Below are 14,789 nucleotides of genomic sequence, written 5' to 3' on the forward strand. Positions count from 1 at the left end.
GGCGCGCACCGGTCCATCGCGCGTAACTGTCTGACACAGGCGGTCTTATTTTCGGTGCATAGTGGCGGGGCAAGGCCTGCGGGCCACGTTCCACTCCAATACCGTCCTGTCGTGCATTTCAGCATCCCGCGCCCTACCGCCACATCTCCAACGCCGGCCCCGTGGCCGGCGTTGCTGCTTTTCGGAGCGCTGGCCCTGCAGGGCTGCAGCCTGCTGCCCCGCGCGGAGGAACGCGACGCCTCGGCGCCCGCGCCGGTCATCGCCGCATCGGATGCGCCGTCGTTCAACGTGCAGGTCAAGGCCCCGGACAGCGTGCGCGAGACGCTGGAGCGCCACCTGGAGCTGCAGCGCTTTCGCAATCTGCCCGACCTGCACGCCAACGAGCTGCAGCGCCTGCTGGGCGCGGCCGACGCCAATGCGCGCGAACTGCTGGGCACCATGGGCTACTTCGCCCCGACCATCACGGTGGAGCTGACCGACACCCCCGACAGCAAGACCGCGCCGCGCACCGTGACGGTGACCGTGGAGCCAGGGCCCCAGACCCGCATCGCCAGCGCGGACATCGACTTCGCGGGCGCCGCCAGCCCCGCCATCGCCGGCACGCAGGCGCAGGAAAACGACGCTGCCGACACGAAAGCCAGCCTGCGCCAGCAGCAGCGCGTGCAGCGCGACTGGTCCCTCTCGCCCGGCCAGCCATTCACCCAATCGGCCTGGGATTCGGCGAAGACCGACGGCCTGCGCCAGCTTCAGGCCCGCCGCCACCCCACCGCGCGCATTGCCAGCAGCCGCGCGCAGGTGGATGCCGACAAGCACGAAGCCAGGCTCAGCGTGACCTACGACCCCGGGCCGGTCTACCGCTTCGGCCCACTGCGGGTCGATGGCAGCCAGCGCTACGACCCTGACGGCGCACGGCGCCTGGCGCGGCTGCCCACGGGCGCGGTCTACGACGAGGCCGAACTGCTGGACGCCCAGCTGCGCCTGGCCAGCAGCGGCTACTACGACGCGGTGTTCCTCACGCTCGACACCGAGGGCACCGACCCCCAGGCCGCGCCCATCGTTGCCCAGGTGCGCGAAGCCCCGCTGCAAAAGCTCGTGTTCGGGCCCGGCTTCTCCACCGACAGCGGCGCACGCCTGTCCCTGGAGCACATCCACAACCAGCTGCCCGGCTTGGGATGGCGCGCCGTGAGCAAGCTGTCGCTGGACCGGGAGACCAAGCTCGCGGGCACCGAATGGACCGACCTGCCAGACAACCGGGGCTGGCGCTGGTTCGCGGGCGGCCAGCTGCAGCGTGAATCGACGGGCGACTACGAAGTCAACAGCGGGCGCCTGCGCTCGGGGCGCAGCAAGAGCACGAAGCACATCGACCGCAACTACTTCCTGCAGTACGACTACGCCAACAGCCAGGGCCTGAACGCCCCGCCATCGGGCACGGCCGTCAGCGTGAACTACGGGTGGACAGGCCGCTACTTCAACAACCCCACGGCCCCCACGCGGGGCCACGGAATTGCCGTGGAACTGGGACTGGGCACCACGCTGCGGCCCGAGCGCGACCCGTTCGTGCGCACGCTGGTGCGGTGGCAATCGTTCCTCCCGGCGGGGCGCGTGCAGGACGCGGCGGGCGTGGCCCGCAGCGCCCGTGTGGCGCTGCGGGCGGAAGCCGGCGCCGTGGTGGCGCGCGATGGCGCGCAGATTCCCGTCACCCAGCTTTTCCTGACCGGTGGCGACACCACCGTGCGCGGCTACGGGTACCGCAGCATCGGTGCGCGCACGGACAACGGCCAGCTCTATGGAGGCCGCTACCTGGCCGTGGGCAGCGTCGAATGGCAGCGGCCCATCGTCTACGGCGGCGCCATGACCGACTGGGAAAGCACCCTGTTCGTGGACGCGGGCGCCGTGGCGGACCGCATGGGGGACCTGGACCCGCGCGTGGGCGTGGGTGCCGGCGTGCGCTGGCGCAGCCCCGTGGGCCCCTTGCAGGCCGATCTGGCCTACGGCGTGAAAACCAAGGAACTGCGGCTGCACCTGCGGCTGGGTTTCAGCTTCTGATGGCCGGGCGGATGCACCCCGACACCCCCAAGCCCCACGCCCGCTCCTCGGACTTCAGCGCCGGGGCGTCGTCTTCCGGGCCGCGCCCGCCCGCCCGGCGCGCGCCGCGCGCGCGGCCGCGGGCTGGCTTCTGGTGGCCCTGGTGGCGTTGACGATCGCCGCCGTGGCGGCGGTGTGGTGGTGGACGGGCAGCGGCACCTCGCTGGCCACGGCGCTCGCGCGGGCGGCCCGCTACCTGCCGGCCGGCCAGCAGCTGGAAAGCCGCGAGGTCACCGGATCGCTGCGCCAGGGCGGGCGCATCGGCTGGCTGCGCTGGAGCAGCCCGGCCCTGGCCGTCGAGGTCACCGACATCCGCCTGGGCTGGCAGCTGGCCCCCCTGCTGCAGCGGCGGCTCGAACTGGGCGAAGTGCATGCCGCGCGCGTGCAGATCACGCCGCAGGGCAGCCAGCCCGATGCCGAACCCGCCACACCCCTCATGCAGCTTGTGCTGCCGCTGCACATCGGCGTGCCGTTTCGTGTCGACCAGTTGCAATGGGCCGGATCGCCCGCCGTGCAAGCGCTGGGCCTGGCGGGCGACTACCGGTTTGACGGCCGCGAGCACCGCCTGAACATCGACAGCGTGGAGCTGGCCCAGGGCCGCTACAGCGCGCGGGCCACCCTGGGCGCACAGGCCCCCATGGCACTGGATGCCAGCGTGGATGGCACCGTGCACACCGCCGTGCCTGGCGGCGAACCCGCCATGCAGGTGCAGGCGCACGCCACGTTGCAGGGCACATTGGCCACCGCCGCGGCGCGATTGCAATTGCAAGCGCGTGTAAGCCCCTCCCCCGGCACCTCCACGCCCGCGCCAGCCCCGGGCACGCGGGGGCCCCGGGCTCCAGCGCCGTCCACCAAGGCGCCCGCCCCCGCCCCAGCGCAACCCATGCAGGCCGATGTGCAGGCCACGCTCGCGCCCTGGGCGACCCAGCCCCTGCAGGCGGCCAGCGCCACGCTGCACGCCATCGACCTCGCGACGCTCTGGCCCCAGGCGCCGGCGACCCAGTTGCACGGCACCGTGCAGGCGGGGCCAGGACCGGCAGGCGGCGGCACCCACTGGTCGGTGCAAGCGCAGCTACGCAACGAGCTCCCAGGCCCCTGGGACCAGGCCCGCCTGCCCTTGACGGCCCTGCGGGCCGATGCCCGCTATGACGGCACCCGCTGGACCGTGCCTGCCGCCACGGCCTCGGCCGGCGATGGCACGGTGACGCTGCAGGGCCACTACACCCCGGCCACCCACGCGATGGAAGGCGAGGCCCAGGTGCGCAACCTGCGCCCCGATGCACTGCACACCGCCTTCGCGGCCGCCCCTTTGGCAGGCCGCCTCAGCGCGCAGACGGCGCAGGGCGACACCGTGCGCTTCACGGCGGACATCCGCGCCGCCGCGGCGGGCAGCCGGGCGGCGGGCGGCCGGGCTTCCGCCCTGCGCATCAACACCTTCACCGCGCAAGGCCACTGGCAGCCCGCCCCGCCCCCGCAGGCCGGCACTGGCGGCACGTTGCGGCTCGAACGCCTGCTGCTCGACGCCCTGCAGGCGCGCGCCGAGGCCACCGACCTGCGCATCGCGCTCGGCGGGCCGCCTTCCGTGCAGGGCCAGATGGTGCTGACAGTGCCCGGCGCCACCGCCCGTGCCCAGGGCCATGCCGCGCCGCTCGCCGGTGGCGGCGACCTGCAGGTGCAGTGGAGCGACATCGACACCACCCAGCGCTGGCTGGCCAGCCTGCCGCTGGCGGGCGGCACGCTGCAAGGCGCCATGCAGGGCATCTCCGCCAAGGGCGCGGGGCAGCTCACCGCCCGCTGGAAAGGTGGCTGGCAGACGCTGGTGCGCCAGCTGCAGGCGGCCGGCGGCGGCAGTGCGCCGCCAGCGGGCAAGGACACCTTCGAGCTGCAGGCCACCCTTGGCACCGCGCACATGGAACTGTCGCTGCCGCCCGCCCCAGGTACCGGCCGGGGCGCCACCGCGGTACAGCTGCGCGCCGTGAAGGCCGAGCTTTCCGGCACCATCGCACAGGCCGCGCTGTCGCTGCAAGGAGAGGCCCGCATGGATGCACCCCAGAGCGCACAGGCCCACCGCGTTGCACTGCAGACCCGCCTGACCGGCGGGCTGGCCGCCCCCGCGCAGTGGCAGGTACAGGTCGGCGAGATGCGCCTGCAGGCACAGGACACACAGCACCCCGGGCCATGGACCCTGCAGCTGTCCGAACCACTGCACATCACCGCACGAACCCCGGGCACCGCCCCGTTGTCGGTGGAAACCTCCGCAGGCCAGGCCCGCCTGAACGGCCCGCTGCCGGGCACCGTGGTCCTGCGCTGGCAGCCCGTGCGCGTGGCCTCCGGGCCCGCGCTGCGGGTGCAGACCCAGGGCACGCTGCAAGGCCTGCCCATGGCCTGGGTCGACGCGCTGGGCGCGGGGGACACCCCTGCCGCCGCGGGCCGCACGGCCCAGCCCCTGCTGGCCCGCATGGGCCTGGCCAGCAGCATCGTGCTGGACGGCCAGTGGAACGTGGACACCACCACGGCCAACCCGCGCGCCAGCGCCAGCCTGCGCCGGGCCAGCGGCGACCTGCGCATCCTGGCCGGAGACCCCACCGCCGTGACGGCCGTGCAGAGCAGCGGCCAGGGCAAGGGCGCGGGCGCCGCCACCGCGATCGCCACCGAGGCCTCGGCAGCACCGGCGGGAGCGGGCACGGCAGCGGGTGTGCGCGAGGCCGAGGCCACCCTCGATCTGGAGGGCGAAGCCCTGCGGGCGCGTGTGCGGTGGATGAGCGAGCGCGCCGGAGAGATCGACGCCAGCGTGAACACCCGCCTGTCACTCGCGGGGCCCGCGGCCGCCTCGCCCCCCGCACCCGCTCGGCCGGGCGCGGTAGACGCACCACAGCGCACCGGCACCGCAAGCCTTGCCTGGGCACCGGATGCGCCACTGGCTGGCACGCTGCGCGCGCGCCTGCCCGACGTGGGCGTGTGGTCGGCCCTGGCCCCGCCCGGCTGGCGCGTGCGCGGCACGCTGGACGCGAGCGCCACCCTGTCGGGCACCCGCAACGCGCCGCGCTGGTCGGGAACCCTGGGCGCGGACGACCTGGCGGTGCGGTCCGCCGTGGACGGCGTGGACCTGCAGGGCGGCCGCCTGCGTGCCACGCTGCAAGGCAACCAGCTCGACATCACCGAGTTCCGCCTGCAGGGCGGGCGCGGCAGCGGCGCGCGCATCGCGGGCTTCAGCGGCAACCGCACGGCCGCGCCGCAGGACGGCGGCACCCTCACCGGCACGGGCCGCATCACCTGGGGCGATGCCGCCAACGGCCTCTCGGGCATTGCCATGGGTTTTCAGGCGGAGGCCAAGGCCCTGCAGGTGCTCGTGCGCGCAGACCGGCAGATCAGCGTGTCGGGCCAGCTGCAGGCCCAGCTGCAGCAGGGCCAGATCAGCCTGCGCGGCAAGCTCACCACCGACCGGGCCACCATCATCCTGCCCGACGAAAACGCCCCCAGCCTGGGCTCGGACGTCGTCGTGCGCTCGGCCGCCAAGGACCGCGAGGACCAGGCCAGGGCGCAGGCCGCCGCGAAGGCCAGCCAGGTGGCGGCGCAGGCAGAAACCGCCAAGCCGCCCGACATCGCGGTCACCCTCAACCTGGGCCGCGACTTCGCGCTGAGCGGCCACGGCATCACCACCCGGCTGACGGGCGAGGTGGACATCCGCAGCAGCGCCGTGCCCGGCGCCCCACCCCGCGTGACGGGCGAGGTGCGCACCGAGGAAGGCCGCTACCGGGCCTGGGGACAGATGCTGGACGTGGAGACCGGGCTCATCCGCTTCAACGGCCCGTACAACAACCCGTCGCTGGACATCCTCGCGCTGCGCCCCAACATCAGCGTGCGCGCGGGCGTGCAGGTCACGGGCAGCGCCCAGGCCCCCCGCGTGCGCCTGTATTCCGACCCCGAACTGCCCGACGCGGAAAAACTCTCGTGGGTGGTGCTGGGCCGCAACGCAGCCGCGGGCGGCGCCGAGGCCGCCGTGCTGCAGCAGGCCGCGCTGGCGCTGCTGGGGAGGGGCGGTAACAACAACACGGCGGCCAACATGGCCAGCCGGGTCGGCCTGGACGAGATCGGCTTCAAGGGCCCCGGCTCCGGCGAAGACGCCAGCGCCGCCGCCCTCACCTTCGGCAAGCGCCTGTCCAAGGACCTGTACGTGACCTACGAACGCAGCCTGTCGGGCACGCTGGGCACGCTGTACATCTTCTACGACCTCTCGCGCCGCCTCACGCTGCGCGGGCAGACCGGCGAGAAGAGCGCGGTGGACATCATCTACACGGTGAAGTACGACTGAGGCCCCACCTCCGGGAAGGCACGCGCGGCCCCACTACAATGCGCGGCTGCCTCCTCGTAGTTCAATGGATAGAACGAGTGCCTCCTAAGCGCTAGATACAGGTTCGATTCCTGTCGAGGGGACCACGAGCCCTTTACGAATCAACGACTTACACCCAACGATCCGTTCCCGGGGACATTGTGGGAGCACGGTACGGCAGGGGGATCGCCCCGTAACCTCCCACCGCTGCAGCCCGCTTGCGCCTGCCCTCGCCGCTTGGCTGGCCCCGCGCCTACGGGCATTGAGACGGCGCTCCTTCCCCCAGCCCGCCATGGATTCATGCGGCGTTGTCTGACAAAAGCAGGCCGTCAGCCCCCGTACGATTGCTCCGTCGCCCTGCTCTGCGACAACCCTCCCCTCCTTGCCTTGAGCAAGTTAAAGCCCGCTGAGTGCGGGCTTTTTTTTCTTCCGGGTTTCATGGGCAAAATCGAACCCATGGCAGCCCAGAACATTGTTGACCTCCCCCCTTATCGCCCAGGCATGCTGGATGTATTCCGCCGCCTCTCGAACGCGTTCCGCACCCACTGGCGTGACCACGAAAACAAGTACCCCCAGAAGATCATCCTGACAGCCCAGCAGGCAGAGGACTTGTACATCACCCGATGCTATGGCGCCGTTGCGGACCAGAATCGGAAGGAGCCACCTCCCAAGACCGAGTTCTGGAGCCGTCCGATTGAGATTTCCGATTCCACGGCAGGCGTGGTGGTCGCTCATGACGGGACGGAAATGCCGCTCTCTGCTTTCGACCAGATGCCGCCAGCTCGAACCTAGGCACGCGGGCGCCGCACCGTTCGTCATCGGGCAGAATCCGGCCAGGAGCGGACCTGGCGTTGCGCCAGTCGATCCGGATGGCTCATCTGTTCATGTGCTGATTCGTTAGTGGAGGCGATTTTGACCCCAGCTGATTTCGACGGCCGCAAAGAGCTTCACGCCAGTTGCCATTGCGGCGCCGTGAAGTTCACTTTGCTGTTGACCGATGGATTGCGCAGTGCGCGCCGGTGCAACTGCTCGTACTGCGGCATGCGGGGCGCGGTAGCAGTCTCTGTCAACCTGGATGACGTTCATGTGCATGCGGGTGAGGACAAACTGACGCTCTATCAATTCAACACCGGACAGGCCAAGCACTATTTCTGCTCCGTGTGCGGGATATACACCTTCCACTCCCGGCGTTCCGTGCCCACGCAGTATGGTGTGAACGTCGCCTGCATCGATGGGCTCAGCCCGTTCGACTTTGACGAGGTGCCTGTGCTGGAAGGTCGCAGCCATCCAAAAGATCGTCCGGGCGGCGTGCCGACTACCGCGGGCTGGATCACTTACCGCGCCAACTCCGATCACCACAGCTGAAGGCCTGCCCCTGCATCAGCCGCCTGGCAGCTGACAGCCCGCCATTCTTCGAGAGCGGGGCCGCGCCCTGCCGCGGTCTACGGTGCAAGATTGCTTTAGGCCTCACCGTACGCATGGCGTCACCCACACCCAGCGTCACAGTCGCCCGAGGAGAGGCATGTGCCCTGGTTGCCGAGATACAAGCGCCGTCAGGGCTGCGCAGGCTTGGTGGAGCCGGCCCCCTCGCTCAGGCGGAGCGCCAACGGCGGCTATCGGCTCACATCCTCGGCGGCTTGCCGACCGGGTCATCGTCCTCGTTCTCAACTTCGCCCTGGTAAGGATCTGGACCGGAGCCATCGGGCAGCTGCGGTGGTGGTGGCAGGGTCGGCGGTTCGGTGCTGGGCGGCAGATCGCCCGGGGGCAGAGGAAATTCCTCGGGGACTCGGTGGGCGGGGTGTTCGTTGGGGTCGGTGGCCATGGTGCGCTCCTTGGGCAGAAAGCCCATTGGGCGCCGTACCGTGGCGTGCTGCCGTAGGAGGCGGGCCACAAACCAAGCCCGCCAGAGGATGCACTCCGATGGGAGAGCCGTAGCTGAAAGCACCACGCGCCAGGCCGGATGCCGTGCTCGACCCGGCCCATCGCGCGCATTTGAACCCGGACACTCGCAACCAAGGCACGGCCCCAGGCGTGAAAGACGTCCGGGCGGGGGCCGATCTTGGACCACCGCGCCCTGCTTCCGGCCACGAAGGCGTCCTCTAAGATAGCCGCGTGTCCACACCGCCACCATCCCCTCCTCTGCCCGCCGCTTCCTTTTCAGAGCCTTCCGCCAGCGTGCTGGCGCAAGCGCTCGGGTTGCCCGTCTTCACATCGCCCTGGCACACGCCGCACTACCCTGATGGTGCCGTGGGCCCCTGGCGGATCAGGCGTGGCGGCGTCGGGCTGGACTGCGGCTACCACAGCGGCCCGTGTGTCGCCTCGGGTTCAGCCGTGCTGATGCGCGAGAACGGCGAGGGCGGGTGGGACACCTGGATGTCGCTCTCGCCCATGGAAATCGAAAGCCAGGAGCTGCCCTTGCGCCATGTCCGCGGCCACGTCGTCGTGATGGGGCTGGGCATGGGCTGGGTTGCGGCCAACATGGCGCTGCAGCCGGCGGTGGACCGCGTGACGGTGGTCGAGCGGGACCAGGACGTGCTGCAGCTGTTTGGCCTGTGCCGTGTGCTGGAGGGGCTGCCCGATGCCGCCGCGCGCAAGGTGGCACTGGTTCAGTCCGATGCGCTGCAATGGCAACCCCAGGGCGCGCCCGTCGATTTTCTGTATGCCGACATCTGGCTCGGGCTGGCCGAACCCCAGGCCCTGGCGGATGTGCAGCGCATGCAATCGAACGTGCACGCGCAGCAGGTGTACTTCTGGGGCCAGGAACTGGTGCTGGCAAAGATGGCCCGCAGCCAGGCAGAACCTGGAACCCCGCAGTGGGCCCCGGCAGTCGGGCACGCGGTGCGAGAGACGGGCTTGCCCTTGCTGGCGCACGCCGAGCCCGACTATGCCGAACTGGTGGCGCGTGTGCTGCAGTGGCGCGAAGGCCGGGGTTCGGCCACCGGGTGACCGGCGGGCAGGCAGGCCCACCGCAGGCCACCCATCTCCTGGGGCGTAGTCGTCATTTGAGCCACTTGCGCCGGGCACGCGGCTGGACGGTGATGTCCACGGTCTGGTGCACGGCGGGTTTGCCGCTGGCGGTATCGGTTTCCACGACGTCTTCCAGGTCGATGTCCTTGACATCGGAATCGGTGGTTTCTTCGAGGTCTTCCAGGATGGCGCTGACCTTGCGTTCAGCCTCGTCGACTTCGGATTGGGGCAGCGGGGGAATACGCATGGGCGACTCCTGTAGGGGCTGTGGTGGGTATATCGATCGGTGCAGCGTCCAGCGGACGGCCACCGCTCTTGCCCCCCGGCGCGGGGCCGCGCCCGGGCGGGCATCGGGGATGCCAGCGTGCCATCCCTCCATGGCTTCCACGGTAGAAAAGGCGGCGGCGCGATGACGTAGGCCACCGCGAGGTTCGGGTGTGGGAATCGCGGTAGCACAACCCAGGCATCGCCCCGCGCCGGGCCGCCATCGGGTGGGCAAGGGATCGGAGAGAGGGCCGCGCCCGCCAGACTGGAGCCTGTCCGCGACGGAACCGTCGCGGCGGGCATCGCCCGCCGTGTCAGGCCGGATGCGGCGCGGCGTGCCCCGGTGCGGCGGACCGCCCCGCCGTGAACGCGCTTCCCATCGACGCCGCCACGATGCAGCCGATGGCCAGCCATTGCAGCAGGCTCAGGTGCTCGTCCAGCAGGCCCACGGCCAGCACGGCGGCCACGGCGGGCTCCATGCTGATCATGATGCCGAAAGCCTCCTTGGGCAGGCGCTTGAGCGCCATCATCTCCAGCGAGATCGGAATGGCGCTGGAGACCGCCGCCACCGCCACCCCGATGAGCAGCAAGGCCGGCGACAGCAGCGCAGCGCCCGCATGCGCCACGCCCACCGGCACCACCACCAGCGCCGCCACCAGGAGGCCCAGCGATACCGAATGCCCCGCGTGCAGGTGCCCGGCGCGCTTGCCGAACACGATGTACAGCGCCCAGAACACGGCCGCGCCCAGGGCATACAGCACCCCCACCGGGTCCAGGGTGCTGCCGTTGAGCCCCAGCGGCAGCAGCATGCCCAGCCCGGCCATCGCCAGGGCCACCCACACGAAATCCACCGCGCGGCGCGACGACCAGATGGCCACCGCCAGGGGCCCCGAGAATTCGATGGCCACGGCCAGGCCAAACGGCAGCGTGCGCAGCGACATGTAGAACATCAGGTTCATCCCCCCGAGCGCCGCGCCATAGCAGGCAAGGGCTGCGGCATCCGCGCGCGACAGCCGCCAGCGCCACGGCCGCCACAGCAGCAGCACCAGCACGGCGGAAAAACCCACGCGCAAGGCGGTCGTGCCCTGCGCGCCCACGGCGGGAAACAGCAGCTGCTTGGCCCAGGACGTGCCAATGCCCAGGGCGGTGACGGAGCCCAGAACAGCCAGGAAGGGAAAGAATCGTTGAAAGCGCGACGCGGTCATGGGTAAAAATATAGTTCGACCCGTGCGTGCTTTTTTCTCTTATTTCGGGCCATGCACGCAACTTTCGCTCGCTGCTTGAGAGGATTCCATGCCCACCCCGCCCCCGCTCGACCGCTTCGACCTCGCGATCCTGGACATCCTGCAGACCGACAACACCACGCCCCAGCGGGTGATTGCGCAGGCGGTGAACCTGTCGGCGCCCGCCGTGCAGCGGCGCATCCGGCGGCTGCACGACAGCGGCGTCATCCGCGCCAACGTGGCCGTGCTCGACCCGGTGAAAGTGGGCATGCCGCTGACCATCGTGCTGGAGGTGCACCTGGAGAACGAGCGCCCCGACCGCACTGCCCCGCTGCGCGCGCGCATCGCGGCCGAGGGCGCGGTGCAGCAGTGCTACAGCGTGACGGGGGAGGCCGACTACCTGCTGGTGGTCACCGTGGCGTCGATGGCGGACTACGAGGCCCTGACGCAGCGGCTGTTCGAGGGGGATGACAATGTGCGGCGCTTTCGCACCTCGGTGGCGCTGGGCAGCCTCAAGTCGGGGCTGCGGGTGCCGCTGGACAAGGCGCTGGCCTGACTGGTCACAGCCCCAGCGCCCGCCGCATCTGCTTGCCGCTCAGCCGCTGGCGCGGGCCGCCGAGCAGTTCGCACATGCGCGCGTTGAGCGGTGCCTGTGCCCCATGCTGCGCCGCCAGCCGCACCACCGCGCCGCTGAGCGCATCGATCTCGGTCACGCGCCCGGCTTCCAGGTCGTCCCACATCGACGAGCGCGCCTTGGCGTCGATCTGCAGCATGCGTTTGGCCAGCCGGGTGAACAGCCAGTTGGGCAGGCGCAGCACATGGGGCAGCAGCGTGGGCGACACGGCGGTGACCTGGGCGGGGGTGATGCCCGCGCGCGCCATCACGCGCAGCGCCTCGGTCTGCAGGGCGGCGAAGACGCGGCGGCAGTCGCGGTCGAGCAGTTCCTGCCGCAAGGGCAGGTCCGACAGCGCATTGACCGGGTTGTTCAGGTTGAGCAGCAGCTTGCCCCACTGCACCGCGCGGATGTCGGCGGGCAGCACGGTGGCCAGGCCCGCCGCATCGAACACCGGCGCGGTGCGCTCGGTGGCGGCGTCGCGCTGCAGCTGCAGATGCCCCGCGGTGGCGCGGTGCACCTGGGCGCCACGCAGCACCACGTTGTACGGCACCATGCCCGCCAGCACGTTCAGGCCGGGGGCCAGCGCCGCCACGCGGGCCACGTTGTCCACGCCGTTCTGCAGCGAGATGACGGGGGTGCCGGGCGCGCAGGCCGCCGCCAGTTCGCGCGCGGCGGACTCGGTGGCGCCGCTCTTGACGCACAGCAGGATGATGCTGTCGGCGCCGGGGGCGGCGTCGGCCAGCGTGGGGGCCAGCCGCAGCGCAGACACGGGCACGGTGCGGTCGAACCCGTCCAGGTCCGTCACCTTCAAGCCCTGCTGGGCGATGGGCTCCAGCGCATGCGGGCGCCCCACCAGGCAGACCGGCTGGCCGTGCGCTGCCAGGCGCCCCCCCACATAACAGCCAATGGCGCCTGCGCCGAGAACGATGAAGTGCATGCGGGTGCTTCCTTGGGCAATGGGAGACAGGGGCGCCACAGTGGGTGCGGCGCCTGCGCATTGTGCGGCGGCGCGCCCACGGGGCCTGGCGCAGAGGCGACGGTGTCTGCGGACACCTCCAGCCTTCAGATTTTGAGTGTTTTTGGCCTCCAGCGCTTATCCATCAAGCGCCAACAGCTATTAAATTTAAAGAACCATCAACCCATGGCGCCTGCGCCCAGGGGGTTTGCCGCCAGCAGACCTGCACCAAACCGCACGGTCACCAGCAAGCCGCCCAGGCGCGGCGAGGCCCCCAGTTGCACGGTGGCGCCATGGCCTTGCGCGATGGCCTGCACGATGGCCAGGCCCAGGCCGCTGCCGGGAGCGCCATCGGCGGTTTCGCGCACAAAACGCTGCATCACGCGCTCGCGGTGTTCGGGGGCGATGCCCGGGCCGCTGTCTTCCACCGTGAGCACGGCATGGCCGTTGTCGGCGCGCACCTGCAGGTCCACCCGGCCGCCGGGCGGGGTGTACTTGATGGCGTTGTCGAGCAGGTTGCGCGCCAGCATGCGCAGGGCCTCGGCGTTGCCGGGCACGGTGGCGGCGTCGGAATCGAGCAGGCCCACATCCATGCCGCGCACCTGGGCGGCGGGGGCCACGTCGGCCAGGGCCAGCTGGGCCACGGCGCGCAGGTCCACGGGGTCGGTGGCGGCCGTTCCGGCCTCTTGCCGGGCGAGGGTGAGCAGTTGCTCCACCAGGCGCGTGGCACGGTCGATGCCGGCGGACAGGCGTTCGATGGCGGCGGCGCGCGCCACATCGTCGCCCGCGCGCTGCAGGCCCTGCAGCTGCAGGCGCAGCGCGGCCAGGGGCGAGCGCAGCTCGTGCGCCGCATCGGCCACAAAGTGCTGCTGGGCGGTGAAGGCGCGCTGCACGCGTTCGAACAGCAGGTTGAGTTCGCTCACCAGCGGCTGCACTTCGTCGGGCAGCTGCGCGTCGTTCACCGGCGAGAGGTCGTCGGCCTGCCGCTGGGCCAGTTGCCGGCGCACGCGCTCCACCGGGGCCAGCGAGCGGCTCACGCCCCACCACACGGCCAGCACCAGCAGCGGCGCCATGATGGCCAGCGGCGCCAGCGTGCGCAGCGCCAGGCTGCGGGCCATGTCGCGCCGCGCGGCCATGTTCTGCGCCACCTGGATGACCTGCGAGCGCGTCTGCATCGAAAACACCCGGTAGGTGCCGCCGCGCGCCTGCACGTCGGTGAAGCCCAGCACGGCGATCTGCGGCAGGGCCGCGCCCACGGCCGATTCAAAGATGCGCAGGCCCTCGTTGGTCCACACCTGCACGATGAATTCGTGGTTCTCGTCCTCGGGGTCCAGGCCCGGCCCCAGGCCCTGCGCATCCACCGGCAGGCCCGAACGCAGGGCCAGCGCGGTCTGCTGCATGTGGTAGTCGAACAGCGCATCGGCCTCGGCGAGCGCGCCCCGGTAGGCCAGCGCGCCCTGCACCGCCCCGGCCAGCACGATGGCCGCGAGCAGAAACACCAGCAGCCGCATGCGCAGGGATCGGGGAAGCAGCCCCTGGAGGGCCTGGGTGAGCTTGCGGGTCATGCCTTGGGTACGAGATAGCCGACGCCGCGCACGTTGAGCAGCACCTCCGCGCCGAGCTTCTTGCGCAGGCCGTGGATGTAGACCTCCACCGCGTTGCTGCTCACCTCGTCGCCCCAGCCGTAGAGCTTGTCTTCGAGCTGCTGGCGCGACAGCACCATGCCGGGCCGGGCGATGAGCGGCTCCAGCACCGCCCATTCGCGCGCCGAGAGCACGACGGGAACACCCTGCACCGTGGCCTCGCGCGTGGCGGGGTTGATGCACACGCCCTTGTGCTCGTACACCGGCTCGGCCCGCCCGGCGGCGCGGCGCAGCAGCGCGCGGATGCGGGCGAGCAGCTCGTCCAGGTCATAGGGCTTGAGCACGTAGTCGTCGGCCCCGGCGTCGAGCCCTTCGATGCGCTGCGCCACGGCGTCGCGCGCGGTGGCCACCAGCACGGGGGTGCGGTTCTTGCGGGCCCGCAGGTCGCGCAGCACGGCCAGGCCATCGCGCTTGGGCAGGCCCAGGTCCAGCAGCACAAGGTCGTAGGGCTGGGTGCGCAAGGCGGTGTCGGCCGCATCGCCGTCGCGCGCCCAGTCCACGGCGTAGTGCTCGGCGCGCAGCAGGTCCTGCACGGCTTCGCCGATCATGGGGTCGTCTTCAACAAGCAGGAGGCGCATGGCAATGGGTTCAATGGATCGAGGGGAATCGCCCCTCAAAGGATAGCGGTGGCGCCACGGCCCACCGCAATGCGGAGCATCCCGTTCGCCGTTTTTCTGTCACATCACTGTCACAATCATCGTGCGTC

At 70.9% G+C, this 14,789-nt stretch carries 12 protein-coding genes and 1 tRNA gene; 7 read left to right on the forward strand and 6 right to left on the reverse strand.

Annotated elements, in window-relative coordinates; translation table 11 throughout:
• Positions 1 to 111 precede the first annotated feature (111 nt).
• From AC3RCE_RS20405 to AC3RCE_RS20425, 5 genes are all read left to right on the forward strand, one after another.
• The gene (locus AC3RCE_RS20405; RefSeq protein WP_492253812.1) at positions 112 to 2,046 is read left to right on the forward strand and encodes an autotransporter assembly complex protein TamA; all 1,935 of its coding nucleotides are present in this window, start codon (positions 112 to 114) and stop codon (positions 2,044 to 2,046) included.
• Positions 2,047 to 2,188: 142 nt separating this feature from the next.
• Positions 2,189 to 6,397, forward strand: coding sequence for a translocation/assembly module TamB domain-containing protein (locus AC3RCE_RS20410; protein ID WP_492253813.1), 4,209 nt, complete (start codon positions 2,189 to 2,191; stop codon positions 6,395 to 6,397).
• Between the two features lie 50 nt (positions 6,398 to 6,447).
• Positions 6,448 to 6,522, forward strand: a tRNA-Arg gene (locus AC3RCE_RS20415).
• A gap of 349 nt (positions 6,523 to 6,871) precedes the next feature.
• Complete coding sequence (locus AC3RCE_RS20420) at positions 6,872 to 7,207, forward strand: hypothetical protein (RefSeq protein ID WP_218339644.1); 336 nt, start codon at positions 6,872 to 6,874, stop codon at positions 7,205 to 7,207.
• Between the two features lie 120 nt (positions 7,208 to 7,327).
• On the forward strand, positions 7,328 to 7,780 hold the full coding sequence (locus AC3RCE_RS20425; protein ID WP_492244531.1) for a GFA family protein: 453 nt from the start codon (positions 7,328 to 7,330) through the stop codon (positions 7,778 to 7,780).
• Between the two features lie 256 nt (positions 7,781 to 8,036).
• Here the strand turns inward: AC3RCE_RS20425 and AC3RCE_RS20430 are convergent, their stop codons facing one another.
• On the reverse strand, positions 8,037 to 8,237 hold the full coding sequence (locus AC3RCE_RS20430; RefSeq protein WP_218295992.1) for a hypothetical protein: 201 nt from the start codon (positions 8,235 to 8,237) through the stop codon (positions 8,037 to 8,039).
• A gap of 290 nt (positions 8,238 to 8,527) precedes the next feature.
• On the opposite strand from AC3RCE_RS20430, the gene AC3RCE_RS20435 reads away from it, so the two are divergent.
• On the forward strand, positions 8,528 to 9,361 hold the full coding sequence (locus AC3RCE_RS20435; RefSeq protein ID WP_492253814.1) for a hypothetical protein: 834 nt from the start codon (positions 8,528 to 8,530) through the stop codon (positions 9,359 to 9,361).
• 52 nt (positions 9,362 to 9,413) lie between these two features.
• On the opposite strand, the gene AC3RCE_RS20440 is transcribed toward AC3RCE_RS20435, so the two are convergent.
• Both AC3RCE_RS20440 and AC3RCE_RS20445 read right to left on the reverse strand, forming a co-directional pair.
• A complete protein-coding gene (locus AC3RCE_RS20440; RefSeq protein WP_218295993.1) occupies positions 9,414 to 9,629 on the reverse strand; it encodes a hypothetical protein in 216 nt (71 codons plus the stop codon).
• Positions 9,630 to 9,960: 331 nt separating this feature from the next.
• Positions 9,961 to 10,851: an EamA family transporter gene (locus AC3RCE_RS20445; protein WP_218295994.1), complete on the reverse strand. Its 891-nt coding sequence runs from the start codon at positions 10,849 to 10,851 to the stop codon at positions 9,961 to 9,963.
• Positions 10,852 to 10,939: 88 nt separating this feature from the next.
• Here AC3RCE_RS20445 and AC3RCE_RS20450 point away from each other — a divergent pair, with 88 nt between their 5' ends.
• Positions 10,940 to 11,425: an Lrp/AsnC family transcriptional regulator gene (locus tag AC3RCE_RS20450; protein ID WP_218339647.1), complete on the forward strand. Its 486-nt coding sequence runs from the start codon at positions 10,940 to 10,942 to the stop codon at positions 11,423 to 11,425.
• Positions 11,426 to 11,429: 4 nt separating this feature from the next.
• Here the strand turns inward: AC3RCE_RS20450 and AC3RCE_RS20455 are convergent, their stop codons facing one another.
• From AC3RCE_RS20455 to AC3RCE_RS20465, 3 genes are all read right to left on the reverse strand, one after another.
• Positions 11,430 to 12,422, reverse strand: a complete 993-nt coding sequence (locus AC3RCE_RS20455; protein WP_492253815.1) for a 2-dehydropantoate 2-reductase — start codon at positions 12,420 to 12,422, stop codon at positions 11,430 to 11,432.
• A 197-nt stretch (positions 12,423 to 12,619) separates the two neighbouring features.
• Positions 12,620 to 14,005 carry an ATP-binding protein gene (locus AC3RCE_RS20460; protein ID WP_492253816.1) on the reverse strand — a complete coding sequence of 462 codons (1,386 nt, stop codon included), beginning with the start codon at positions 14,003 to 14,005 and terminating at the stop codon, positions 12,620 to 12,622.
• On the reverse strand, positions 14,002 to 14,661 hold the full coding sequence (locus AC3RCE_RS20465; protein WP_218295998.1) for a response regulator transcription factor: 660 nt from the start codon (positions 14,659 to 14,661) through the stop codon (positions 14,002 to 14,004). The genes AC3RCE_RS20460 and AC3RCE_RS20465 overlap by 4 nt, the downstream gene beginning before the upstream one ends.
• Between the last annotated feature and the right edge of the window lie 128 nt (positions 14,662 to 14,789).

It is taken from the genome of Acidovorax sp. GW823-FHT05D11 (assembly GCF_058795695.1).

Bases quoted from the DNA above. Each gene is read 5' to 3' on its own strand.
- AC3RCE_RS20460 (WP_492253816.1), bottom strand. From the start codon at position 14,005: ATGACCCGCAAGCTCACCCAGGCCCTCCAGGGGCTGCTTCCCCGATCC.
- AC3RCE_RS20430 (WP_218295992.1), bottom strand. From the start codon at position 8,237: ATGGCCACCGACCCCAACGAACACCCCGCCCACCGAGTCCCCGAGGAA.
- AC3RCE_RS20455 (WP_492253815.1), bottom strand. From the start codon at position 12,422: ATGCACTTCATCGTTCTCGGCGCAGGCGCCATTGGCTGTTATGTGGGG.
- AC3RCE_RS20420 (WP_218339644.1), top strand. From the start codon at position 6,872: ATGGCAGCCCAGAACATTGTTGACCTCCCCCCTTATCGCCCAGGCATG.
- AC3RCE_RS20440 (WP_218295993.1), bottom strand. From the start codon at position 9,629: ATGCGTATTCCCCCGCTGCCCCAATCCGAAGTCGACGAGGCTGAACGC.
- AC3RCE_RS20450 (WP_218339647.1), top strand. From the start codon at position 10,940: ATGCCCACCCCGCCCCCGCTCGACCGCTTCGACCTCGCGATCCTGGAC.
- AC3RCE_RS20445 (WP_218295994.1), bottom strand. From the start codon at position 10,851: ATGACCGCGTCGCGCTTTCAACGATTCTTTCCCTTCCTGGCTGTTCTG.
- AC3RCE_RS20465 (WP_218295998.1), bottom strand. From the start codon at position 14,661: ATGCGCCTCCTGCTTGTTGAAGACGACCCCATGATCGGCGAAGCCGTG.